This is a genomic window from Streptomyces sp. NPDC056231 (assembly GCF_048270745.1).
Lineage (GTDB): Bacteria > Actinomycetota > Actinomycetes > Streptomycetales > Streptomycetaceae > Streptomyces.
Genome location: NZ_JBLVKW010000028.1, coordinates 66,330 through 87,014 on the forward strand (window position 1 = coordinate 66,330; position 20,685 = coordinate 87,014).

Annotated in this window: 19 protein-coding genes, 1 rRNA gene and 3 pseudogenes; 14 read left to right on the top strand and 9 right to left on the bottom strand. The window is 69.4% G+C overall.

Annotation, left to right across the window (positions count from 1 at the left end):
• Positions 1 to 60: 60 nt before the first annotated feature.
• Positions 61 to 1,104, bottom strand: a complete 1,044-nt coding sequence (locus ACNPQM_RS22065) for a helix-turn-helix domain-containing protein (protein WP_418085420.1) — start codon at positions 1,102 to 1,104, stop codon at positions 61 to 63.
• A gap of 57 nt (positions 1,105 to 1,161) precedes the next feature.
• Between ACNPQM_RS22065 and ACNPQM_RS22070 the strand changes: the two genes are divergently transcribed.
• The 3 genes and pseudogenes from ACNPQM_RS22070 (at position 1,162) to ACNPQM_RS22080 (ending at position 2,100) form a co-directional block, all read left to right on the top strand.
• On the top strand, positions 1,162 to 1,503 hold the full coding sequence (locus ACNPQM_RS22070; RefSeq protein ID WP_418085421.1) for a hypothetical protein: 342 nt from the start codon (positions 1,162 to 1,164) through the stop codon (positions 1,501 to 1,503).
• Positions 1,437 to 1,817: pseudogene (locus ACNPQM_RS22075) on the top strand (alpha/beta hydrolase fold domain-containing protein); the annotation flags it as partial. The gene ACNPQM_RS22070 and the pseudogene ACNPQM_RS22075, both read left to right, overlap by 67 nt.
• A gap of 85 nt (positions 1,818 to 1,902) precedes the next feature.
• Positions 1,903 to 2,100: an alpha/beta hydrolase gene (locus tag ACNPQM_RS22080; RefSeq protein WP_418085437.1), complete on the top strand. Its 198-nt coding sequence runs from the start codon at positions 1,903 to 1,905 to the stop codon at positions 2,098 to 2,100.
• Here the strand turns inward: ACNPQM_RS22080 and ACNPQM_RS22085 are convergent.
• Positions 2,017 to 2,214 carry a hypothetical protein gene (locus ACNPQM_RS22085; RefSeq protein ID WP_418085438.1) on the bottom strand — a complete coding sequence of 66 codons (198 nt, stop codon included), beginning with the start codon at positions 2,212 to 2,214 and terminating at the stop codon, positions 2,017 to 2,019. The two genes, ACNPQM_RS22080 and ACNPQM_RS22085, sit on opposite strands and share 84 nt — an antisense overlap.
• Before the next feature lie 361 nt (positions 2,215 to 2,575).
• On the opposite strand from ACNPQM_RS22085, the gene rrf reads away from it, so the two are divergent.
• Positions 2,576 to 2,678: ribosomal RNA gene (gene rrf, locus ACNPQM_RS22090) — 5S ribosomal RNA — on the top strand.
• 53 nt (positions 2,679 to 2,731) lie between these two features.
• Here the strand turns inward: rrf and ACNPQM_RS22095 are convergent.
• On the bottom strand, positions 2,732 to 3,598 hold the full coding sequence (locus ACNPQM_RS22095) for an alpha/beta hydrolase family esterase (protein WP_418085422.1): 867 nt from the start codon (positions 3,596 to 3,598) through the stop codon (positions 2,732 to 2,734).
• An 808-nt stretch (positions 3,599 to 4,406) separates the two neighbouring features.
• Positions 4,407 to 4,871, bottom strand: a complete 465-nt coding sequence (locus ACNPQM_RS22100; protein WP_418085423.1) for a hypothetical protein — start codon at positions 4,869 to 4,871, stop codon at positions 4,407 to 4,409.
• A 701-nt stretch (positions 4,872 to 5,572) separates the two neighbouring features.
• Here ACNPQM_RS22100 and ACNPQM_RS22105 point away from each other — a divergent pair.
• Positions 5,573 to 7,987 (top strand): SpoIIE family protein phosphatase, encoded by a 2,415-nt coding sequence (locus ACNPQM_RS22105; RefSeq protein ID WP_418085424.1) that lies wholly within the window; start codon positions 5,573 to 5,575, stop codon positions 7,985 to 7,987.
• A gap of 225 nt (positions 7,988 to 8,212) precedes the next feature.
• Positions 8,213 to 8,383 (top strand): annotated as a pseudogene (locus ACNPQM_RS22110) (restriction endonuclease); the annotation flags it as partial.
• 126 nt (positions 8,384 to 8,509) lie between these two features.
• Here the strand turns inward: ACNPQM_RS22110 and ACNPQM_RS22115 are convergent.
• The 3 genes and pseudogenes from ACNPQM_RS22115 to ACNPQM_RS22125 all read right to left on the bottom strand — a co-directional run.
• Positions 8,510 to 10,852, bottom strand: coding sequence for a SpoIIE family protein phosphatase (locus tag ACNPQM_RS22115; RefSeq protein WP_418085425.1), 2,343 nt, complete (start codon positions 10,850 to 10,852; stop codon positions 8,510 to 8,512).
• A gap of 63 nt (positions 10,853 to 10,915) precedes the next feature.
• Positions 10,916 to 11,143: a hypothetical protein gene (locus ACNPQM_RS22120; protein ID WP_418085426.1), complete on the bottom strand. Its 228-nt coding sequence runs from the start codon at positions 11,141 to 11,143 to the stop codon at positions 10,916 to 10,918.
• Positions 11,144 to 11,225: 82 nt separating this feature from the next.
• A pseudogene (locus ACNPQM_RS22125) lies at positions 11,226 to 11,381 on the bottom strand (IS110 family transposase); the annotation flags it as partial.
• A 271-nt stretch (positions 11,382 to 11,652) separates the two neighbouring features.
• Between ACNPQM_RS22125 and ACNPQM_RS22130 the strand changes: the two are divergent.
• From ACNPQM_RS22130 to ACNPQM_RS22140, 3 genes are all read left to right on the top strand, one after another.
• Positions 11,653 to 12,024 (top strand): ArsR/SmtB family transcription factor, encoded by a 372-nt coding sequence (locus ACNPQM_RS22130; protein WP_418085427.1) that lies wholly within the window; start codon positions 11,653 to 11,655, stop codon positions 12,022 to 12,024.
• 307 nt (positions 12,025 to 12,331) lie between these two features.
• Positions 12,332 to 12,631 carry an SHOCT domain-containing protein gene (locus tag ACNPQM_RS22135; protein ID WP_358863092.1) on the top strand — a complete coding sequence of 100 codons (300 nt, stop codon included), beginning with the start codon at positions 12,332 to 12,334 and terminating at the stop codon, positions 12,629 to 12,631.
• Between the two features lie 27 nt (positions 12,632 to 12,658).
• Positions 12,659 to 12,859, top strand: coding sequence for a hypothetical protein (locus tag ACNPQM_RS22140; RefSeq protein ID WP_418085428.1), 201 nt, complete (start codon positions 12,659 to 12,661; stop codon positions 12,857 to 12,859).
• Between the two features lies 1 nt (position 12,860).
• Here ACNPQM_RS22140 and ACNPQM_RS22145 read toward each other — a convergent pair whose 3' ends face one another.
• Positions 12,861 to 13,028: a hypothetical protein gene (locus tag ACNPQM_RS22145; RefSeq protein WP_358863085.1), complete on the bottom strand. Its 168-nt coding sequence runs from the start codon at positions 13,026 to 13,028 to the stop codon at positions 12,861 to 12,863.
• A gap of 242 nt (positions 13,029 to 13,270) precedes the next feature.
• Between ACNPQM_RS22145 and ACNPQM_RS22150 the strand changes: the two genes are divergently transcribed.
• The 5 genes from ACNPQM_RS22150 (at position 13,271) to ACNPQM_RS22170 (ending at position 18,977) form a co-directional block, all read left to right on the top strand.
• Complete coding sequence (locus tag ACNPQM_RS22150) at positions 13,271 to 14,707, top strand: molybdopterin-dependent oxidoreductase (RefSeq protein WP_418085429.1); 1,437 nt, start codon at positions 13,271 to 13,273, stop codon at positions 14,705 to 14,707.
• Positions 14,708 to 14,709: 2 nt separating this feature from the next.
• Positions 14,710 to 15,213 (top strand): hypothetical protein, encoded by a 504-nt coding sequence (locus ACNPQM_RS22155; RefSeq protein ID WP_358863087.1) that lies wholly within the window; start codon positions 14,710 to 14,712, stop codon positions 15,211 to 15,213.
• Positions 15,210 to 15,911 carry a class I SAM-dependent methyltransferase gene (locus ACNPQM_RS22160; protein WP_418085430.1) on the top strand — a complete coding sequence of 234 codons (702 nt, stop codon included), beginning with the start codon at positions 15,210 to 15,212 and terminating at the stop codon, positions 15,909 to 15,911. Before ACNPQM_RS22155 ends, ACNPQM_RS22160 begins: the two co-directional genes overlap by 4 nt.
• A gap of 257 nt (positions 15,912 to 16,168) precedes the next feature.
• Positions 16,169 to 18,001 (top strand): glycoside hydrolase family 15 protein, encoded by a 1,833-nt coding sequence (locus ACNPQM_RS22165; protein ID WP_418085431.1) that lies wholly within the window; start codon positions 16,169 to 16,171, stop codon positions 17,999 to 18,001.
• A 640-nt stretch (positions 18,002 to 18,641) separates the two neighbouring features.
• Positions 18,642 to 18,977, top strand: coding sequence for a lysine transporter LysE (locus tag ACNPQM_RS22170; protein ID WP_418085432.1), 336 nt, complete (start codon positions 18,642 to 18,644; stop codon positions 18,975 to 18,977).
• A gap of 1,171 nt (positions 18,978 to 20,148) precedes the next feature.
• Here ACNPQM_RS22170 and ACNPQM_RS22175 read toward each other — a convergent pair.
• Positions 20,149 to 20,496, bottom strand: a complete 348-nt coding sequence (locus ACNPQM_RS22175) for a VOC family protein (protein WP_418085433.1) — start codon at positions 20,494 to 20,496, stop codon at positions 20,149 to 20,151.
• Positions 20,497 to 20,685 lie beyond the last annotated feature (189 nt).

Sequence of the window (20,685 nt, forward strand, 5' to 3'; positions counted from 1 at the left end):
CTCGCGCAAAGGGACGTTTGTGAGAAGCGTTCATCGGCCCCATGGTGTTGCACGTCTTCCTCAGTCGTTGAGTAGCCGCCATGCAGTGAGGGCGAGCTCGGCCCGTACCAAGCCAGTGGGCTCGGTGAGTTCGATCCCCAGGGTCTTGCCGATCCGTTCGAGCCGGCGGGCAACGCTGCTGTGGTGCAGGTGAAGGAGATCGGCGGACCGGCGCAGGAAGCCGGTGGCGCAGTCGGCGTCCAGCGTCTCCACATCCTGAGGGTTGTCGGCTATGCGGGCGAGTACGGCCACGTCGGCGTTGTCGCGCATGCTGTCCTGGGGCACCTGCGCGAGCAGCGCCAAGGCCCCCAGTTCGGCGTAGGAAACCACCGGGCGGCGTGGGGTGGTAAAGCGAAGAGCGGTGCGGGCTTGCCGCCAGGACCGGTCAGGACGCCCGACGCTACCGATGCCCGCACGTACGCCTGCCGGAAACCGGGCCTGGTCCATGGTGGTCGCCAGGATGACGCCCACGTCGGCGATCCGCGCGGCCTTGACCGTGCGGGCCGGGCAGACCAGGGCGCCGACCTGGTCGAGTGGCAGCTGCCCGTGTACAACAACGACGCGGACCGGCAGGTCGTCGGCAAACCCCAGGAGCCGTAGCGCCCGGGCTCGGGCCGCCTCGTCGCCGTCGGAGCTGATCACCAGCTCGACGAGGGCGGGGTCGGCCATGGTGGTGCGGGCCGGGCCGTACCGTTCGGTGATCGCGGCAGCAGCGAGGGCGAACCGGTCCAGGAGAACGTCGTCGAGCGCGTTCGGCGGGCCGAGGCGTTCCAGCCACACCGTGCCGATCTCCTCCTCGTCGAGCGTGATCGCCGCTGTGGCGGACGCGGATTGCGCGGGAAGGGACACCTCCCGGCCCTCGGGCGAGACGCGCATCACCCGCCCCGTTCCGTGGAGCCAGATGCCGGCCACGCACCCGGCCAGGCCCGCGGAGGCCCGGGCGAGCGCCGGGAGATCCACCCGTCGGCGCATCAAGGTGTCGTAGAACGCGATGACGCGGAGCGCGCCATGTGTATGCGCGTCCAGATGCGACAGCCGTTCGGCGAGAGCCTCCAAGTGGCGCAAGGACAGGCGCTGGCCGATGCGCCGTTCGGTGGGTAACCCGGGTTCGATGCCCGACAGTTGGCGGATGACCCCCTGGACATCGACGGCCAGGATGGCCTCGTGGATCCCGAACTCGAACCATTCCCGCCGTTGATCCCGAAGACCGACCTGAGCGACCCGGTCACCGCCCGCGAGAACTACGCCGCACGCGCCGCGGCGGCCCCGGCGCCGGACACATCCGCGATGCAGGTCGACGACCACACCGTGTCCGCCGATCCCGACGTGCCGGTGCGCATCTACCACCCGCATGGGGCGCGGAGCGCCCTCGTCTGGCTGCACGGCGGGGCTGGATCATGGGGAACCTGGACACCGATCACCACTTCGCCGCCCGAATCGCGGCCGCCGCCGACACGGCGGTGATCTCGGTGCGCTACCGCCGATCCCCCAAGCACCGGTTCCCAGCCGCCCTCGACGACACCTACGCCGTACTGTCCTGGACCGCCGAACACGCGGCCGAGCTCGGCATTGACCCGAACCGGGTCGCCGTCGGAGGACACAGCGCCGGCGCCGGGATCGCCGCCGCAGTGACGTTGCGGGCGCGTGACGAGCAGGGGCCGCCGGTCCGCTTCCAACTGCTCAACGAGCCCGTGCTCGACGACCGCCAGGAGACCTGGTCGCAGCGGAACTTCACCGACACGCCCTCGCACGATCGCGACATGATCAGCGCGGCATGGCGGCACTACCTGGGCGCCCGGCCCGCCACACCGTACGCCGCCCCGGCCAGGGCCGACGACCTGTCCGGCCTTTCCCCCGGCCTACATCTCCACCGCCGAGTTCGACCCGCTCCGCGACGAAGGCATCGCCTACGCACTCCGCCTGCTCCAGGCGGGTATCCCGGTCGAGCTGCACCAGTGGCCCGGCACCTTCCACGGCTCACTGGCGGTCATGTCCGCCGACGTGTCCCAGCGGCAGCTCGCCGAACTCACCGCCGCCCTGCGCCGCGCCCTGGCCGAATGAGGCGGCCAGGGCCGACCAGGCCGGCGCCCGTACCCACACCTTCGGAGGTGTCAACCAAACCGAACCAGGAAAGAAGAGCCGCCCCGGCACGTACGCGCTGTTCAGCCACGCCATGCTGTGCGTCAGCGTCAACCCGGCCCCATGCCCTGCCTGCCGAAGCAGTGCACCCGTCACCCCGCCATACGTTTGGTCAGTGGAGTGCGGCACCCACGTCATCTTCGACGCCGCGCTCGCAGCTCCTCGCACCGGAGAGCAGACTCTCGCCCGAGCGGTTCTGGGGTCCCTGTGGCAGGGGATGCTGCTGCTGGCCGACCGCGGCTTCTACGGCGTGGACCTGTGGTGCCAGGCCGCGGCGACCGGGGCGGACCTACTGTGGAGGGTCCGCAAAGACCTCGTGGCTTGTCCTCAGTTGCTCGCGTCCACTGTGTTGGTTCTGAAACCACGAACAGCTTTCCGGCTGTCAGTTTCATAGCGTTTCGATGGTTATAGCGTGAGGGAAACGCCCGGTTACATTCCGAACCCGGAAGCCAAGCCTCACAGCGCCGATGGTACTGCAGGGGGACCTGACGCCGCCGAACAATCATTAGCCTCAACCCCCGGACGTGGGCCAGGGGTTGAGGCATTTCTGCGTTCAGTGTCGCTTGTACTTCTTCAGGAACTTCCACACCACGTCAGTCGCGTTGAGTGCGTAGTCGGCATCGTCCGGCCATTCATGGCCCATGCCCTCGATGACGTAGCTGTGCACCCGACTTCCGTCCGCGCACCTCGACATGATGGCCGTGTATTCGCCCGGCTTGTTCACCCGGTCGGTGGTCACACAGCCCAACCGTTCCCGCCACGTCGCGATGCCGGCCTGGAAGTAGGGGCTCCACAGATCCTTGGAGCCGACAATCGTGATGACCGGGACCGGCCTGGACGGCACATACCCCGGGTCCTCCGTGAGCGGGCCCGTGTAGCCGCCGCTGACCGGGGCGACGGCGGCGAAGACGCCGGAGCGTTCCACGGCCAGGCGGAACGACATGTCCGCGCCGTTCGAGAAGCCCGTGGCGTAGACCCGGGAGGGGTTGGCGTCCCAGCCGTCGACCAGGCGGCCCACCATCGCGGTGATGAAGCCGACGTCGTCCTCGCTGCCGCAGCAGACCAGGGCGTTGTATCCGCCGTCGAGGCCCTGCGGGTAGGCCACCAGGAAGTTGTGGCTGTCCGCGCGCTTGCTGAAGCCTGTGTAGGCCTCAATGCCCTCCGCGGTGCCCGGGGCCCAGTGCATCACCACGACGAGGGGGAGCTTCTTGCCCGGGGTGTAGCCCGACGGTGTGTGGAGTTTGAAGGTCCGGTCCTTGCCCTGCCAGGTGAGGGAGAGGTCGTGGTCTCCCCCGGTCGCCGCGGACGCGGTGGCAGCCGCCGCCGGGCCGGCGGCCAGGCCGAGCGCGATGAGCGCCACGCTGATGGCGAGGGCTAACCAGCGCCGTATATGGGGGCGTTGTCTCCTTGTGTTCGTCATGAAGGGAAGGGTGCAGGCGGAAGAGGGGCGAGTCCAGACCTTGGGCGGTCACAACCCCGCAGCCCGGCCGACCCAGAGCGGCGAGGACGGCGGGCACATCCGCGGTCCAGACGGCCGGGTCGGCGTCGACCGCCCCGGAGCTGGCCGCGCCCCGCGCCGCTACACCGCCCGCCACCACGAAACCGGTCGGCAAGAGCGGCACGATGGTGAACCCGCCGATGGCACGCCAGCCTGTACCCCGGCTCCTCCCGGCAGAACGGCTACTCTTCGTCGGCCGGGAGGACGAGGTGGACGAGGCTCGTCGGCTCCTGGGCGAGGAACGGCCCGGTCCGGTGACGCTGTTGGTCACCGGACCCGCCGGAGTGGGCAAGACTGGCTTTGCCCTTACATGCGGGGCATCTGTTCGCTTCCCGGACGGTCAGCTCCACGCGGATCTGCGGGGCTTCGGTGACGAGTCGGCCGAGCCTTCACGGTCCTTGGCACCTTCCTCCGCGCGCTCGGCATCCCCGGCGGTTCTGTGCCCGCAGAGCTGACCGGCCGCGTCAGTCTCTACCGCACCCTGCTGGCAGGGCAGCAGATGCTCGTCGTCCTGGACAACGCCGCCAGCGCCCAGCAGGTGAGTGACCTCCTGCCAAGCGGCGTGCGCTGTGCGACCATCATCACCAGCCGGACGACCATGGCGGAACTGAGCGGCCGCCGGCTCCCTCTGGGCGTCACTCGACCCGAGAGCGGGACAACAGGCCCAACGCCTCGCTTCCGGGCACATCAACGGGCAGACTCATGGGCAACGGCCGTTCTCTCGACTTCGTTACTCAACATCTCGAAGCCTCGGGAACGGCCGCCTCCGTTGTCCCGTGATCCCAGCGATCTCAGCAGGCAGCCCCGCGCCCTCCATACCCTCGACGAGTCTGGGCCTTCGGGAGTGCCACCAGCGTCCGCCTCCGGGTTCCGCACGTTCGGCGTTGACTCCTTCAAGAGCGACCGTGGCCCATAGGTAACGCGCGTCCAGATTCTGCAACTCGCCATCGCGAGGTGAGCGCACGGCTTCGGTCAGCATCGGCCATGCTTCGGCCAGCCAGTCCCGGCATCGCAGATCGTGGTCGTACTCAAATGCACCCTGGGCATCGAAGCCATCCTCGACGTCCTCGACGAACGATGTCCACCTCTCCAACATGGCGTTGATCGTGGCGACGCCGCCATAGCGGCCAGCGAGCGCCCTCCCCGCCTCATGGATCGACGCATAGTCATCTGAGCTGAGCATCTGTGACTCCATGCGCACGACCATGCCAGCCGACGCTATCGACGCTCAATACCAATAGCGTCCTGTCATTCGGCCCGTGCATAGCAGGCCGGCCAAGGCTCTGCGCGTTCCCGCGTACTTACCTCTGCACTTTCACGAGTACGCCGACACCCCGAGGAACTCACCGCATGGCAGCTCGCCACCCCCGACCAGTGGGACACCCTGCTCGCCCCGCACATGGGCCGCCGCCTAGACGCCTGCTCCCGCGCCATGGCGCAGGGCACCACCGTCTGCACGGATTCCACACGCCCGGCACGTCCTGGCCGCCTACGAGCGGCACTACAACGAGCACGAGCACGCAACCAACTACCTCCGGGCGCCGACCAGCAGCCCATCACCGTGCACGACCTCGAAGTCCGCAGACTCCTGCGCACCCGCATCCTCGGCGGCGCCATTAACGAGTACCTACCGCTATGCGGCTTGACCTGCAGCGACGACTTTCCGAACCCCACACGCCCGGTGAAGCCGGGCGGCGGGCCATGTCCACGGTGAGGGCCACTGACGTGGCTGCACCGACCGCAGTCCTCAGGGGCAAGCCTGGGACGCAGGGCAGGCCGCGATCCTGCGCATGCGCCCGCGGGGGCTGATGGCGCTCTCGGACTCTGCTCATTGCACTCCGTTTTCGGGATGCCGGTGACAGGCACGGACGGGTTCAATGAAAGGAGGCCACCACCGTGCAGGGGGTGAGGCGTACGAGTACGAACCCTGTGTCCGATGTCGCCGGGCGGCTGGCGGGTGACGGAGCGGTGCTGATGCTGGACAGCTACGGGACGGTGCTGGCGTGCACGCCCGGCGTCGGGGAGCTGCTTGGCGCGCGGGGCGCGGATCTGATCGGCAGGCCGTTCGCCGACTTCCTCGCCGCCGGGTCGGACAGGGGGGTGGTCCCGCGCGACGGTCGGGCGATGCTTCGCCGCAGTGGCGGCCCGGCGGTGAAAGTGCGGCTGGAGTTGCTGCCGCTGGGCGGCGATCTGGGGGCCCAGTTCCTGGTGTGGGCGGTGCCGGAGGCAGTGGCCGCGGGCCGGGAGCAGGACCAGGCGCTGGTGCGTGCGCTGTTCGGGCAGACTGCGATCGGGCTGGTGCTGCACGATCCGGATCTGCGGATCGTGCGGAGCAACCACCCTCCGGTGGCCGTCGGCCTGCCTGCCGACGCTGGGGCCGGACCGTCGGGGGCGGCCCTGGATGAGGTGCTGGTGCCAGAGGACGCCGAGGCCATCGAGGAGGAGTTGCGGCGGGTCGCGCAGACCGGGGTGCCGGCGACCGACCGGGTGCTCCGGGCGCGCTACCGCAAGGCGCCCGAGCAGGAGCGCGTCATCTCCCTGTCGGCGCTGCGGCTGGAAGATGGCGATGGTCGCTGTACCGGCGTCGCGGTCCTCTTCAGCGACGTCACCGAACGCCACCAGGAGCAACGCCGGCAGGCTCTGGTCGACGGGGCCGAGAAGCTGCTGCTGGGTTCGCTGGACATCGTCGCTACCGCCGAGGGGCTGGCTGGAGTGCTGGTGCCCGAGTACGCGGACCTGGCGGCGATCGACTTGGCGGAGGCGGCGCTGCTGGGTGAGGAGCCCGGGGAGTTCTGGCTCGGGGCGCCGCTGCGGCGGGTCGCCGTGGCCGGTGCGTGGCCGGCCGAGCTGCTGCCGGTCGGGGCCTTGGTGCGGGTCCGGGATCCGGAGCGCGAGCCCGTCTACCGCCGCCGCGCGGTAGCCGTCTCAGATCTGTCCGAGCTGCGGGCCGCGCTGGCCGACGACGCCGAGAGACGTCGCCAGGTGCTGCCCGACGCGGCGACGTCGCTGCTGATGATGCCACTGCGGGCCCGCGAGCAGCTGCTGGGCGCAGCGGTGCTGTTGCGCTGCGGCGCCCGGGCGCGTTTCGACCGGGACGACGCGGCGCTGGGCACCCAGGTCGGCGCCAGGGCCGGGATCAGCCTGGACAACGCCAGGCGCTACACCCGCGAGCGCCGCACCGCTGAGATCCTGCAGCGCAGCCTGCTGCCCCAGGCGGATACCCAGGTCAGCGCGGCGGAAGCGGCCGGGACCTACGTGCCGGCCGGCACCGCGACGGGAATCGGCGGGACGTGGTTCGACGTGATCCCGCTGTCCTCGTGCCGGGTGGCCTTCGTGGTGGGCGACGTGGTGGGGCACGGCGTGGAGGCGGCAGCTGCCATGGGACGGCTGCGCACCGCGGTGCAGACCCTGTCCGACATGGACCTGCCCCCCGAAGAGCTGCTGACTCACCTCGACGACCTGGTCACCCGGCTCTCGCAGGCGGAGCGGGCGGCGCCGGTCCCGCCTGCGGGGCGCAGGCCGGGCAGTGTCCTCGGCTCGACGTGCGTGTACGCGGTGTACGACCCGATCACCGGACTGTGCACGATCGCCAGCGCCGGCCACCCGCCGCCGGTGCTGTCCGCCCCTGGGCAGCCGGCCTGCTTCGCGCAGGTCAAGGCGGGACCGTCACTGGGGGTGGGAGGCCTACCGTTCGAGTCGGTGGAGCAGGCGATGGAGCCAGGGACGCTGTGCGCCTTCTACACCGACACGCTGCTGGCCCACCGCGAGGAGGGCACCGAGGAGCGGCTGCGGCAGTTTCGCGACCAGGTGCAGGCCGCCGCACGGGAGGACCGGTCGCCGGCGCGGATCGGACACGCTGTGCTGCGGCACCTGCTGCCTCAGGCACCCGAGTACGAGGTGACCCTGCTGATCGCCCGGCTGCACACACTGCCGGCGGGCTCCACTGCCGCCTGGGAGTTCCCGGCGACCCCGGAGGCGGTGGGCCGGGCCCGGGACGCGGTCACTATCCAGCTGACCGCCTGGCAGCTGGAGGAGCTCGTGTTCACCACCGAGCTGCTTGTGAGCGAGCTGGTGACCAACTCCATCCGCTACGCGGGCGGCCCAGTGGGCCTGCGGCTGATCAGGGACCAGGCGCTGATCTGCGAGGTCTCCGACCCGAGCCAGACCCAGCCTCGGCTGCGCAGGGCCCTGGTGACCGACGAAGGGGGCCGCGGGCTATTCCTCGTCGCCCAACTCTCGCAGCGCTGGGGAAGCCGCTACACCCACCACGGCAAGACCATCTGGGCCGAGCAGCCGCTACCCGCCTGCTGACGCTCGCCCACACGCGGTCGACGCCTGGGACGACGCCACACCACTCACCGTCCAGCACGCCTTCGTAGCTTCGGGAATGCCGGGCCTGGACGCCATCGGTTCACCGGCTGAGGCTCGGTCCGCCGTAGCTGGGCGGGTTGCACCGGTAGGAGTGACGCGAACCTCGGGTCGAAGCTTTCCAGCCGGTCCAGGTCGTACAGCCTGCGCAGGAAGGCGACGAGCGCCCGCACCTTGCGCTACCCGATGACGCGCCTCGACCAACTACACCACCGTGACTTCGAGCACGCCATACGCGACCTGAGGTACCGCGACGGCTGCACGGATGCCGTCCAGGTCGGCGGCGCCGGAGACAACGGCGCCGACGTCAAGGCCACCGACCCCTACGGCCGACGCTGGCCGGAAGCCCGGCAAGAAGGTCTCCGGGCGGCCGACCGGCGGCCAACCATGCGAAGGGCGTGCAGGCATGGGCGGTGGCCAAGAGCGTTGCCGGGCGCATGCCGATGACCGCTCGGCCGCTGTCATTCAGGCGCTGAGTGCGTCGCCGCCGACGACGTCGCCCAGGCGGATCGGAACCTCGGTCCAGATCGTCTTTCCCTCGCGCGTATAGCGGGTTCCCCACTGGTCAGTGAGCTGGGCAACCAGGAACAGCCCGCGGCCGCCCTCCTCGTCCAGGCGTGCACGTTGAAGGTGCGGGGAGGTGTGGCTGCCGTCCGATACCTCGCAGATCAGCGCGCGGTCCTGGTCGCGCAGGAGTCGCAGATGCACCGGCGGACTACCGTACCGGATCGCGTTGGTGACAAGCTCGCTGACGATCAGTTCGACGACGAAGCTCACGGCGCTGAGGTCCCAGCGGGCCAGCTGGACCATTGCGGACGCGCGCGCTCTGGCCACTTGGGCCGGGTCCGGGTCGACCCGCCAGCTTGCCATGTTGTCGTCGGCCAGGGAATGGACCCGGACCAGAAGGAGCGCGACGTCGTCCTGCGCGTCAGCCGGGATCTTGGACTCGACGATCCGGTCTCGCACATCGGCCGGGGAGAGCTCCGGGTACCGGGACAGGATCCGGCACAAGCCAGCCACTCCGGCGTCGAAATCGTGTTGTGTGTCCACCACCAGTCCGTCGGTGAACAGGGCAAGCATGCTGTTCTCGGCGATGTCGAACTCTGCGCATTCGAACGGCAGGCCGCCAATGCCCAGCGGGGGGCCGACCGGGATGTCGAGTGGTATGGCGGGCTCGTCGGGTGCGGCAAGGACGGGGGGCAGATGGCCGGCGCTGGCCACACTGCATCGTCTTGAGACGGGGTCGTACACGGCGTACAGGCATCTGGCGCACACTGCCTGGTCCGCACTGCTCTCTCCGGCTGATTGGGTTCCCATGCCTGCCTGCCCGACCAGGTCGTCGAGGCGGGTGAGGAGCTCGTCGGGTGCGAGGTCGAGAGCGGCCAGGGCTCGTACGGTGGTCCGCAGCCGCCCCATCGTCACCGCGGCGTGCAGTCCGTGACCCACCACGTCTCCCACGGCGAGCCCGACGCGGGCGCCGGACAGAGGGATCACGTCGTACCAGTCGCCGCCGACGCCTGTGGGACCTGCGGTGGGGGCGTAGTAGTGGGCGGTTTCCACGGCGGTCGGCTCTGGCGGCTCCTGCGGGAGCAGACTGTGTTGCAGCAACAGGGCGGTTGCGTGCTCGTGGGCGTAGCGCCGTGCATTGTCGAGGCACACAGCGGTGTGGGCGACCAGTTCCTCGGCCAGGGCGCGGTCGGCGTCGTTGAAGGGGGCCCTGGGGGGACTGCGCAGCAGGGTGACCAGGCCGAGCGTTGCACCTCCGGCCTTGAGGGGCAGGACGAGTTGCTGGTCGCCGGCGGGGAGGTTCACGAGCGGGGGTGTTGCCGCTGCCTGGCCTGGGGTGTTCCCTTGGGTGACCCGGCGCAGTTGCTGTGAGGCGTGCCAGGGGGCGGGCTCCTCGCCAGTGAGCACGGGCTCCGCCAGGTCGACCCATGCTGCGTCCGCGAAGTCGGGGACGACGACAGCGACGAGTTCTTCGGATGTCCGGGTCACGTCCAGCGTTCCTCCGATGCTGCTGGAGCGACTCAGCAGAGTCAGGCGCCGCTGGGTCTCGTAGCGCTCGGTAATGGTGAACGCCGATTCACAGACGCCCAGGCAGTGGCCTTCGGCGTCCTGCAGACGGAAGTAAGAGCAGGACCAGACTCTTTGATGGGTGGGGCCGGCAGGTGTGGGGCTTCGGTAGTGCAGGTCGACGACGGGCTCGCCAGTGCGGAAGACCTGCTCGATCACCGATTCGAGCCGGCGGCCCCGCAGCTCCGGGGAGATGATCTCGCCTTCCGGCAAGATGTCCTGGATATACCGGCCAGCCCATTCGTGGAGAGCGAGCCCGGTCTGGCCCTCCAAGGCGTTGTTGACCCAGTTCACGCGGCTGTCCGGGCCGTACACGGTCAGTGCGATCGGTGCCTGGGTGAACAGCCCGGCCAGTATGGCCTGGTCGGTGGCCCATCGCTCCATCTGGTCGGCGGCGATGGAGATGATGGCCCAGGCGGCGTTGGCCCCCTTGGGTCCCAGCTGCAATACGTACAGCACCGTGCGTACGAGGCTGCCGCCGCGTCCCCGCATCGTCCGTGTCTCGCCCCAGGACTCGGCTGGGGAGTCCGGGTCGAAGAGCGGGCGTCCGTCAATGGGGACGAAGAACTTGCGGGCCGGCTTTCCAAGGGCGTCGTCGGCGGTGTGCCCATAGAGCTTCTCGGCCGCGGTGTTCCAGCCGATGACGATGCCCCGCTGATCCAGCACGGCGGTGGCCATGGTCGCCAGGCTGAATGGAGTACCAAGGAGCGGCTCTCGTGCACTGGGCGTCGTCATGGGGGGCCTCGCAGCGAGCAGAGATTGCTACTCCACAGGCTACTGGCATGGGTGTGGGCGCGATCAAGGAAGCATGACCGGGCCGTCGGGGTCGTCGTCCAGGCCGACGAAGGCGAGGCCCGCGCAGGCGCCGAGGCCGGCTTCGCGGAGGTGGGCGGTGATCTTGTTGCGGCGGGCTGTGGCGATCTCGATGGAGCGCCCGGGTCTGGCGGCCGAGATCCGGATCAGGTTCCCGTGCCCGTCGGCGAGCGTGAGGCTTGTGTTCGCCAGAACAGGTCGGCCGGCCCTCATCCCCAGCGCGTCTGCGGACCCGGGCGCCGTCGAGGAGCACCACGGCGCATCACACCCCCGGGGGGTGCCCCTATGGGTTTGGTCAAGGTGATGGGGCAGGTTGGGGTTCGTAGAAGGTGCCGTCGCGGAGCATCGCGAAGAGGACGTCTGCTCGTCGGCGGGCGAGGCAGAGGAGTGCTTGGGTGTGGTGCTTGCCCTGGCTGATCTTCTTGTCGCAGTAGGCCCTCGATCGCGGGTCGGCGCGATCAGGAAAAGGATGGTGGCCGCAGCGGCCCAGCGCGCCTCGGGCAGGGCGAAGACCCGGGTGCGGCGGCGGGGTGCACCGCCTTCGCGCCGGGCCGCGGCCCGGTCTGTTGAGGGCGCGGTCAGGGTGGAGGGCATGGGAGACGAGGGTCCTTTACGACGGCATGACGAGATGGCGGCAACCCGGGACAAGCCCGTGCCACCTCTCCACCGCACATGACCACATGAAGACACATTCATGTGTTCATGTCCGTAGGGTGACGGGCATGGGCCACGGAGCTGACGCCAACACCACCGCCACCGCACGCGAACGCCTGGAATCGGTTGGTGCCGCCGACGTGGCCGCCACCCTCCAGGCCCTGGCCACACCTTCGCGGCTGAGGATCCTGGCCCGCCTGCAGGAGGGCCCGTGCGCAGCCACCGAACTGGCCGACGCCGTGGGCATGGAACAGTCCGCCTGTCCCCACCAGCTGCGCCTGCTGCGCAACCTCGGCCTGGTCACGGGTGAGCGTCAGGGCCGGTCAGTCATCTACGCGCTCTACGACAACCACGTCGCCGAACTCCTCGAGCAGGCCCCCTACCACGTCGAGCACCTACGGCTGGGGCTGCGCGACATCCCCGCGCCCGCGGTCGGCTGAGGTACCGGGGCCGCGCCCTCGTGGCCCAGCCCCGGCGCGTCGCCTCATCCCGGCACGGGGACCGGCTTCGGCGCCAGATACCCGGCACGGTGCAGTTGCCCGACGAGTCCCGCGCAGGCGAACCCGGCAGCGGCCAGCGCCGCCCATCTTCACCTTCCCAGCGTGCCCCGGTCCGGAAGACGGGCCCACCGGCCCCCCGCAGGGGCCGTCCGGACCTCGTCGGCCTCCGCCCTCGGGAGGGAGCATGAAGGGAGGTCACCTGCGGGCGCCCGCCTGAGTGACCGCCGACCTGGGGAAGTGAACGGTGATGATGTACTGGAACGGCGGGTGGATGTGGCCGTGGATGGTGGTCGGCCACCTCCTCTTCTGGATAGTGATCATCGTCGTCGCTGTCCTGATCTTCCGCGCCTTCTCTCAGCGCCCTGGCCCACGCGGCAGCGGACACCCCGGCTGGGGCACCCCGCCCTCGCCCGGCGCCCCCGGCCATGGGCCCAGCGCTGAGCAGATCCTCGGCGAGCGGTACGCCCGCGGCGAGATCGACGAAGAGGAATACCGGCGGCGCCTGGCCACCCTTCGAGGCTCACCACCAGGCCCGACGCAATCCTGAAACAGCCCGGCACCTTCGGAGACCGCCATGACCGCACCCACGATCGAGCTGGTCGACGGCCCCCTCGACGGGCTACTCCTGGACGTGACTGGCTGTACGGACGAAGAACGCGAAACCGGGGCCACGCTGATCACAGAAACCGGCGCCTACAATCCGGGCGGTCGCGCCGAGTACGAACCCAGGCCCGGTGCGCCCGGCCTGTGCGACTGGCAGCGGGACATTCCGTAGGTCACCGCATCCGGGTCACGGTGAGAGTCCCGTACCGGCCGGACCCGGCCAGCACCTCCACGACCAGGTCCGTCTCCACCCGCGTGTAGACCTCGCTCCCGGCCTGCCTGGCTTCGTAGGTCAGATGGAAGAGCAGACGTTGATGGCGGGTGCCCCGCTGGCAGTCCACCCGCCGTCAGTCGGGGGTGACGCCGGCGGCAGCCTCCTCCAGCTCAGCGGCCCGCAGGTTGCACCGTTCGGCTGGTGGGGTGCGGCCACACGAGTGTGAGCGTGGGACGTGATCACGATAGGCGCGTGTAATTGACTGCGGCAGTGACATTTTGTAGTTGTTCCATCGGATCTGCATGGGAAGCACCTCTGCGGCTGATCGCTCCCCTTGGGAGACTGGGCCCTGAGCGTAGGAGACGGCTGATGGACAGTGGCAGACGGCCGTCTTCCGGCTTCTCCGGGGGACCAGAGCGCCCGGAGCCGGACGAGGCGCACGCGCGGCGGCGGCGTATGGGGCGGATCGGCGCCGCTGCGGCAGCCCGTGCCGCAACGGCCGTCGCTCATGGCCGGGCCATCGCGCGGCGGATCAGACAGACGCCCGCGCCGCCGGGGCCGTTCCGCCCCGAGTTCTGGCGCAGCCCCATCCGCGGTCCCTGGCTGACGTCGGTGTTCGGCCTGATGCTGCTGATCGGCATCCCCCTGTTGTTCGTGACCGGACTGCTGTCCTACGCCTCATACAACCCGGGACTGAGCCCCCTCAACGACCAGACCCCCGGCAAGGGCGTGCTGGGTTTCTACCTCTTCTCCTGGCCCACGCACCCCTACTGGCTGTACCGGCTGACTCAGGGCGTGCATGTCACGCTGGGTGTGGTCCTTGTGCCGGTGCTGCTGGCCAAGTTGTGGTCGGTGATCCCGAAGCTGTTCGAGTGGCTGCCGGTGCGCTCCGTCGCCCACGGGCTGGAGCGGCTGTCTCTGCTGATGCTGGTCGGCGGGGTCATCTTCGAGTTCGTCACCGGCATCCTCAACATCCAGCTCTACTACGTCTTCCCTGGCTCGTTCTATCGTCTGCACTTCTATGGCGCCTGGGTGTTCATCGCCGCCTTCGTCGTCCACGTATGCCTCAAACTCGGCCGGATGACACGTGCCCTGCGCTCTCGCAGCCTGAGTGCCGAACTGCGCACCGACCTGGCCCACACCCTGCCCGAACCACCCGACCCCGACGGTCTGGTGGCGGCCGCCCCCGCCCCCGCGACGATGACCCGCCGCGGCGCGGTGGGCATGGTGGGGGCGGGATCGCTGCTCCTCCTCGTCGTGACCGCCGGACAGAGCATCGGCGGGCGGCTGCGCGGCATCGCGCTCCTCGCACCGCACAACCGTGCCCCGGGCAACGGCCCGAAAAGCTTCCAGATCAACAAGACGGCGGCGGCCGTCGGTGTCACCCCCGCAGTCGTTGGCCCCACCTGGCGGCTGGAGGTCCACGGCCACGGACCGGCACGGGTCTTCACCCGCGAGCAGCTTCTGACGATGTCCCAGCACGCCGCCGCACTGCCGATCGCCTGCGTGGAGGGATGGTCCACCGACGACCAGCTTTGGAGCGGCCTGCGGCTGGCCGACCTCGCCGCCCTGGCCGGCATGCCCGACGCCGGAAGCGTCCTGGTCGAATCCATCCAGCCCCGCGGCCCGTTCACCAAGGTGGTGCTGCGGGGCAACCAGATCCACGACACCCGAGCCCTGCTCGCGCTGCGTGTCAACGGGGCGGACCTCTCCCTCGACCACGGCTACCCGGCCCGCGTCATCGTCCCGGCCAACCCGGGTGTGAACAACACCAAGTGGGTGCACCGGCTCACCTTCAGGACGTGACCATGGCACGATTCAACCGCTGGTACGGCTCCGGGCCCCTGCACCTTCTCGTCCTGATCTGCTCTTTCGCCCTCACCGGCTACGCCTTCGTGCGCCTGTTCGCTGTCCGGCCGCTCGATGTGGCGATCTGGTTCGTGGGAGCGGCGCTCCTCCACGACCTGATCCTGCTGCCGCTGTACTCGCTCGCCGACCTGACGGCCCACTCCGTACTGCGGCACCGCCCTGCTCGTCTACCGCAGGTGCCGTGGATCAACTACCTGCGCGTACCCACGTTCCTTTCCGGTGTGCTGCTGCTCGTGTGGTTCCCCCTCATCCTCGATCTGGCGATCCCGTACCAAGGCGCCGCCCGGTTGCCCGAGGGCGTCTACCTCGGCCGGTGGCTGGCGATCACCGGTGTGCTGTTCGGCGCGTCCGCGCTGGCCTTCGCCGTCGAACTGGGCCGCATCCGGCGAGCCGCCCGCGCCGACGAGGAACGGCCCTCACCCGGCCACGACGCCAAGCCGTGACGACCGAGGAGAACCAGCCGCCCCCCGGATACGAGGACCCCTACGCCCTGGCCCTGCAAACCGGTCGCGCGCCGGTCTATCTGCGGTTGACGGACAGGCGCCGGACCCGGCTGCCGGTGCACCGCTCGTGCGCGCAGCCCACCAGGGCTGACCAGACCCTGCTGGAACGCTGTGTCGGCCCCGTGCTCGACATCGGCTGCGGACCGGGCCGACTGTGCAGGGCACTCCTGCGCCAAGGCGTCTTCGCCCTCGGCATCGACGTCGCACCCCACGCGGTCGCCCGGACCATCGCCCTCGACAGGACCGCACAGTGCCGTTCGGTCTTCGACCCGCTTCCCGGCGAGGGAGACTGGCAGACCCTCCTGCTCGCCGACGGGAACATCGGCATCGGCGGCGACCCGCACACCCTGGTACGCCGCTGCACCCACCTCATCTCCCCGACGGGTGTCCTGCTCGTCGAGGTCGACAACAACGACTTCGAGGAACGCTGCACCGCCTGGTTCGAAGACACCCACGGCCACCGCGGCCCTCCGTTCCCCTGGGCGCGGCTGGGGGCGCCAGCGCTCCGACGCATCACCGACGACCTCGGCCTCAGCGTCACCGACCAGTGGAAGAGCGGCCCCCGGACCTTCCTCGCCCTCGGCCGCCCGGGCTCATCCCCGGGCGTGCGCGCCCGCCCGGGGAGAGCGATGCCGTGACAAGGACACCAGCCGCGTGGCGGTGACGAGCCGAGCGGGTGGGTTGGCAGGGCTGCGCCGCGCCCCCTGTCAGGGCAACCGCCGGCGGCGGGACGTGCGCTCTGCGGACCGTACTGCTTGAGTGAGGTGAACCCGACGCGCAGGGAGGCTGTGATGGACGACCCACCGGTTCCCGGAACGGTCTGTACAGAGAGCGACTACCCGGGTCGTCCAGGCCCGGCCGCGTCGCCAGGCCGGGATGGGATGGGCCGTGCCCGGTGAGCACGCGGCCGATCGGTGACCACGCCCTGCTGTCCGACTGCCGCTCGGCCGCCCTGGTCACCTCCGACGGTTCAGTGGACTGGCTGTGCCTTCCCCGCTTCGACAGCCCGGCGATCTTCGCCCGCCTCCTCGACGAGAACGCCGGCCACTGGTCCATCCGCCCCGCCGGACCCGCCGACGTCAGCCGCCGCTACGTCGAGCAGACCCTTGTACTGGAGACGACCTTCCGCACAACCGGAGGAACAGCCGTCCTGCGCGACGCGCTCGCCCTGGGACGGCGCGAACGCGGACACGCACTCGGCACCGCCTCCCCCGGAATCCTCCTACGTCAGATCACCTGCACCGAAGGAGAGGTGCCCGTCGAGATTACCTATGCGCCGCGCCCGGAGTTCGGTCTCGTCCACCCGCTCCTGTCCACCGTCCGCGGCGGGCTCGCCGCCTACGGGGGCGCCCACGTACTGCTGCTGTCAAGCCCCGTCGACCTTGCGGTGAGCGGTTCCACCGCGCACGGCCGGATCACGCTGCGGGCACCGGACCGCCTCGGATTCGCCCTGCACATCGGGCCGGCCTGGGGAAGCGAGCCCGCGCCCTGGCGTCCGCGACGCATCCGCCGACGTCTCAACGACACCGCCGAGGGCTGGCGTTCGTGGTCCCGGCTCCACCGCGGCTACGTCGGGCCCTGGCAGGACGAGGTGGGCCACAGCGGACGTGTGCTGCGCGCCCTGACCTTCGCTCCTACGGGAGCCATCGTCGCCGCGGCCACCACCTCCCTGCCTGAACGCGTGGGCGGGACACGTAACTGGGACTACCGCTACACCTGGGTCCGCGACGCCAGCTTCACCCTGCAGGCACTGGCCACCGCAGCCTGCGAGAAGGAGAAGGACAAGTTCTTCGACTTCCTCGCCCGGGCGGCGGCAACCCAGCTCCACCGGGGCGTGGACCTGCAGATCATGTACGGCATCGGCGGCGAACGCGACCTGAGCGAACGGGTCCTGCCTCACCTGTCCGGCTGGCGCAACAGCACCCCCGTGCGCACGGGCAACGACGCATGGCACCAACGCCAACTCGACGTCTACGGCGAACTGCTCGACGCGGCCCACCAGACCCTCCCGCCCGGCGGGAGCCTCGACCCGCCCACCCGGGCCTTCTTGGTCCAAGCGGCCGAGACGGCCGCAAGCCGCTGGGCCGAACCCGACCAGGGCATCTGGGAGAGACGCGGGCCGAGCAGACACTTCCTGCACTCGAAACTGATGTGCTGGGTAGCTCTGGACCGCGCGATCGCCATGGCCGCCGTCCTTCGGGCCGACGAACACGTAGCCCACTGGCGGAGCGAGCGTGACCGGATCCGCCAAGTCATCGAACAGCGAGGATGGAACCCCCGGCTGAGCGCCTTCACTCAGGCATTCGAAAGCGACGACCTGGACGCCTCGTCACTCATGCTCCCCATCGTCGGCTTCCTGCCCCCGCACGACCCCCGCGTCCAGTCCACCGTGCTGGCGATCGCCACTCACCTCACCGACCCGGGCGGCCTGGTCCGCCGCTACCGCGGCGACGAGATCGAGGAAGAGGAGGGAACCTTCCTGCTGTGCACCTTCTGGCTCGCCCACGCCCTCGCCGTGACCGGCCACACCACCCGCGCACGGCACGTGTTCCAAACCGCCGTCGCGCACGCCAACGATGTCGGCCTGCTGGCCGAGGAGACCGACTCCACCACGGGAGAAGCCCTCGGCAACTTCCCCCAAGCCTTCAGCCACATCGGACTCATCAACGCCGCCCGTGCCATCCGCGACGCCGAGCGGCAACTCGCAACACGAGAAACCGGACACTAACCCCAGCACGAAGCAGCGCGTGGCGGACGGGTGAGTGCGGGAGCGGCTGGGGCTGGTGCGTGATCCGAACCAGACCGCCGAGGCGTAACGTGCTCAACGTTCTTCCTGCCACTACCCACTGGCGGAGGCTCTTAGCGGCTCGTGCTCCCACGGTGCTCCCACTACGCCATCTGAACCAGCCAAGATCCGACCGTTGCCACAGGTCAGGGTGCAGATACGCGAGAACGGCCGGAGCCCCCGCACAGCGCCCTGACCTGCGCATTTCCTCTGGCCTGCGCAAACTCTCATCACTTCAACCCGTCCTTGCCCGTCCTGGCCCGTCTCAAGCCGTTTCAACCCGGCCTCGTGCTCCCACGGGAGCACCACGGAAACCGCGAAGGCGAAGTAAGCCCTGACCTGCGGGTATCCGCTCCAGTGCTTTACGAGCTCGCACCAGCCGCCAAGCTGACCGAGAGTCTCGGTTCAGACTGGGGCACCCATCCACCGGGGGGGGTGCCTCTATGTCCTTCGTCAAGGTGTGACTGTGACTGTGCGCCGAAGTCGGCCATTCCTGAGCACCTCGGCAACCATTCCGGCCTGGCGCGGGTCCCCCATACCAGGCCCCGTTCGGGGACATCAGACGCGAGGATGGAGGAGCGCCGTGGGGGTCCGCAGGGCAGCGAAAGGCGTCGGCGACTTCCTGATCGAGACGGTTGGAGAAGCCGTCGCCGAGGTCATCCTCACCCTGCTCGCCTGCGCCCTGCTCGCCTGCCTGGCTCTGCTCGCCTACCTGAGCTGGTCCTTCAGCCCCCGCTTGACCCTCGCGGGGGCCGGGCTGCTCAGCCTGTTCCTCGCCCACGGCGCCTGGCAGACCTTCCGCGCTGCCAGGAAGGGGCGCCGTCGGGGCCTAACCGCCGTGACCACGGTTAGCTTCACTCTGACCGCCATGACGGCGCTCTTCCTGCTGCTCTACGCCACAGGCTGCGACTGCCTGTGAGGCCGTTTGACTTCATGCGCTCAACTGACCAAGTGCAACGGTCAACTGGAACGCTCAGTGTGCGACACGAAGTCGCTCCAGGTAAGTAAGTCCAGCCACGTCAAGGAGGTATCGATCGGCTGAACTTCGGGCCAGTGTCGAAGGTCCGTCCCCGCGCTCCCATGCGTCGCTGGTAACGGCGGGGTGTGAAGCGGAGCGTTCAAGCCCAAGAGCGTCCCGGCCATCGGGAGGCAACAGGTGAGGGGAAGGCTGGACGGGCGAATGCAAGTGAACCCTCGATGATGCCTCGTGACTTTAAGACCGCGTCGATGGCGTGCTGGCGGCGGTCACAGGACCCGGTGCTGGGAAGCACCAAGCGACCTTCGGGTAACTGAGCCCGGAGGGAAGACACCGCTGGTCCCGGGGTAGAGGGGGCGCCCACCCCAGCCGCGTCATACTGGTGCGGAACGTGGAAACCCCGACGGGGTCCAAGCCTCTGCTTGGTAGGCCGACCGCAAGGGAGGCTGAAGTCCCCGGCGGGAGAAGGAAGATCCAAGAAGCGAAGGCCGGCAGGCCGAGAGGCCAGCGGCAGGTCCATGGAGCCGGGCGCGTAGTCGGCGTGGCGGCCGTCGACCACCTCGTACCCCAACAGACTCCAGCCGTCGACCTCCAGGTGCCAGTAGAGCCGGGGCAGGAAGGGGGCAGGTGGGGGGCCACAGCGGCCTCACGGCGTTGGGCGCTGACCTGGGGGTGGTCGGCCGGGATGCCCTTCACGAAGACGTCGCCGCTGTCCGTGGACAGGACGGAGGCGACACCGGAGTTCATGCCCCCGGTGACGGTCGTCGCGTGATGCACGGAACCCGTCTTGACGGCCACGGCCTGGCGAACCTCGACGGGCAGCCGGTCGAACGGGATGCGGAGCATGGACACGCGCGCTGTTCCTTGGATGCCGGGGAAACTTAGTGATGCCCCGGCCAGGGTACGGCCGGGGCGGCATCGGGGAGGAAGAACGGGCGAGCAGGGACCTGTGATCGTCACCGCGGATGGAAGAGACGTGCTCATACCCGTCGAGGAAGCGACCCCAGGACTCACACGAAGCGTCAAGGTGCCCGTGCACGCGAAGCGACCATGCTGGTCGCAGCCATCAACGGGTGGCTGTGACCAGCATCTTCCCGGCCGTGCGGAAGCGGCGTCAGCGGTGGCCCAGCACGTTGACCACGCGGCCGTTGGGGTCACGGACGAAGAACCGCCGCACGCCCCACTCCTCATCCTGCAGGGGGTGGACGATCTCCGCACCGCTGTCCCGCATGGCCGCATAGGCCGCGTCCACGTCATCCACTTCGACACTCATGTCGGGGGTGACCGGCGCAGTCTCGTCGCTGGTCATGAAGCTGACTTGCGCCGCCGGACTGGACGCTGAGGCGAGGGTCATGATCCAGCCGTGGTTCATGACCTCCTCGAAGCCCAGCAGGCCATAGAACTCCCGGCTCTCCTGCGCAGCCTCTGACTGAATGTTGGGCACGACACGGCGAACAGACATCGACGACTCCAGATAGGAACAGACATGGCTCCGAGACCCTCCACAAGTACTACGGCACACTCACCGCCGCACACACTTTCGAAACAGGCCCTAGTAGGGCTTTGTTAGGTCCTGTGGTGTGGTTCTGGTGTCGGTGCGGATTGGCCGCATATCGAGCAGGCGCCGGTCCAGGTGGCCAGGAGGGCCTGA

What these genes read in the sequence shown, in the direction of transcription:
- ACNPQM_RS22175 (WP_418085433.1), bottom strand. Translation starts at nt 20,496, where the DNA reads ATGTCTGTTCGCCGTGTCGTGCCCAACATTCAGTCAGAGGCTGCGCAG.
- ACNPQM_RS22140 (WP_418085428.1), top strand. Translation starts at nt 12,659, where the DNA reads ATGACCGCACCCACGATCGAGCTGGTCGACGGCCCCCTCGACGGGCTA.
- ACNPQM_RS22155 (WP_358863087.1), top strand. Translation starts at nt 14,710, where the DNA reads ATGGCACGATTCAACCGCTGGTACGGCTCCGGGCCCCTGCACCTTCTC.
- ACNPQM_RS22115 (WP_418085425.1), bottom strand. Translation starts at nt 10,852, where the DNA reads ATGACGACGCCCAGTGCACGAGAGCCGCTCCTTGGTACTCCATTCAGC.
- ACNPQM_RS22100 (WP_418085423.1), bottom strand. Translation starts at nt 4,871, where the DNA reads ATGGAGTCACAGATGCTCAGCTCAGATGACTATGCGTCGATCCATGAG.
- ACNPQM_RS22095 (WP_418085422.1), bottom strand. Translation starts at nt 3,598, where the DNA reads ATGACGAACACAAGGAGACAACGCCCCCATATACGGCGCTGGTTAGCC.
- ACNPQM_RS22085 (WP_418085438.1), bottom strand. Translation starts at nt 2,214, where the DNA reads ATGGCGTGGCTGAACAGCGCGTACGTGCCGGGGCGGCTCTTCTTTCCT.
- ACNPQM_RS22135 (WP_358863092.1), top strand. Translation starts at nt 12,332, where the DNA reads ATGATGTACTGGAACGGCGGGTGGATGTGGCCGTGGATGGTGGTCGGC.
- ACNPQM_RS22120 (WP_418085426.1), bottom strand. Translation starts at nt 11,143, where the DNA reads ATGAGGGCCGGCCGACCTGTTCTGGCGAACACAAGCCTCACGCTCGCC.
- ACNPQM_RS22130 (WP_418085427.1), top strand. Translation starts at nt 11,653, where the DNA reads ATGGGCCACGGAGCTGACGCCAACACCACCGCCACCGCACGCGAACGC.
- ACNPQM_RS22150 (WP_418085429.1), top strand. Translation starts at nt 13,271, where the DNA reads ATGGACAGTGGCAGACGGCCGTCTTCCGGCTTCTCCGGGGGACCAGAG.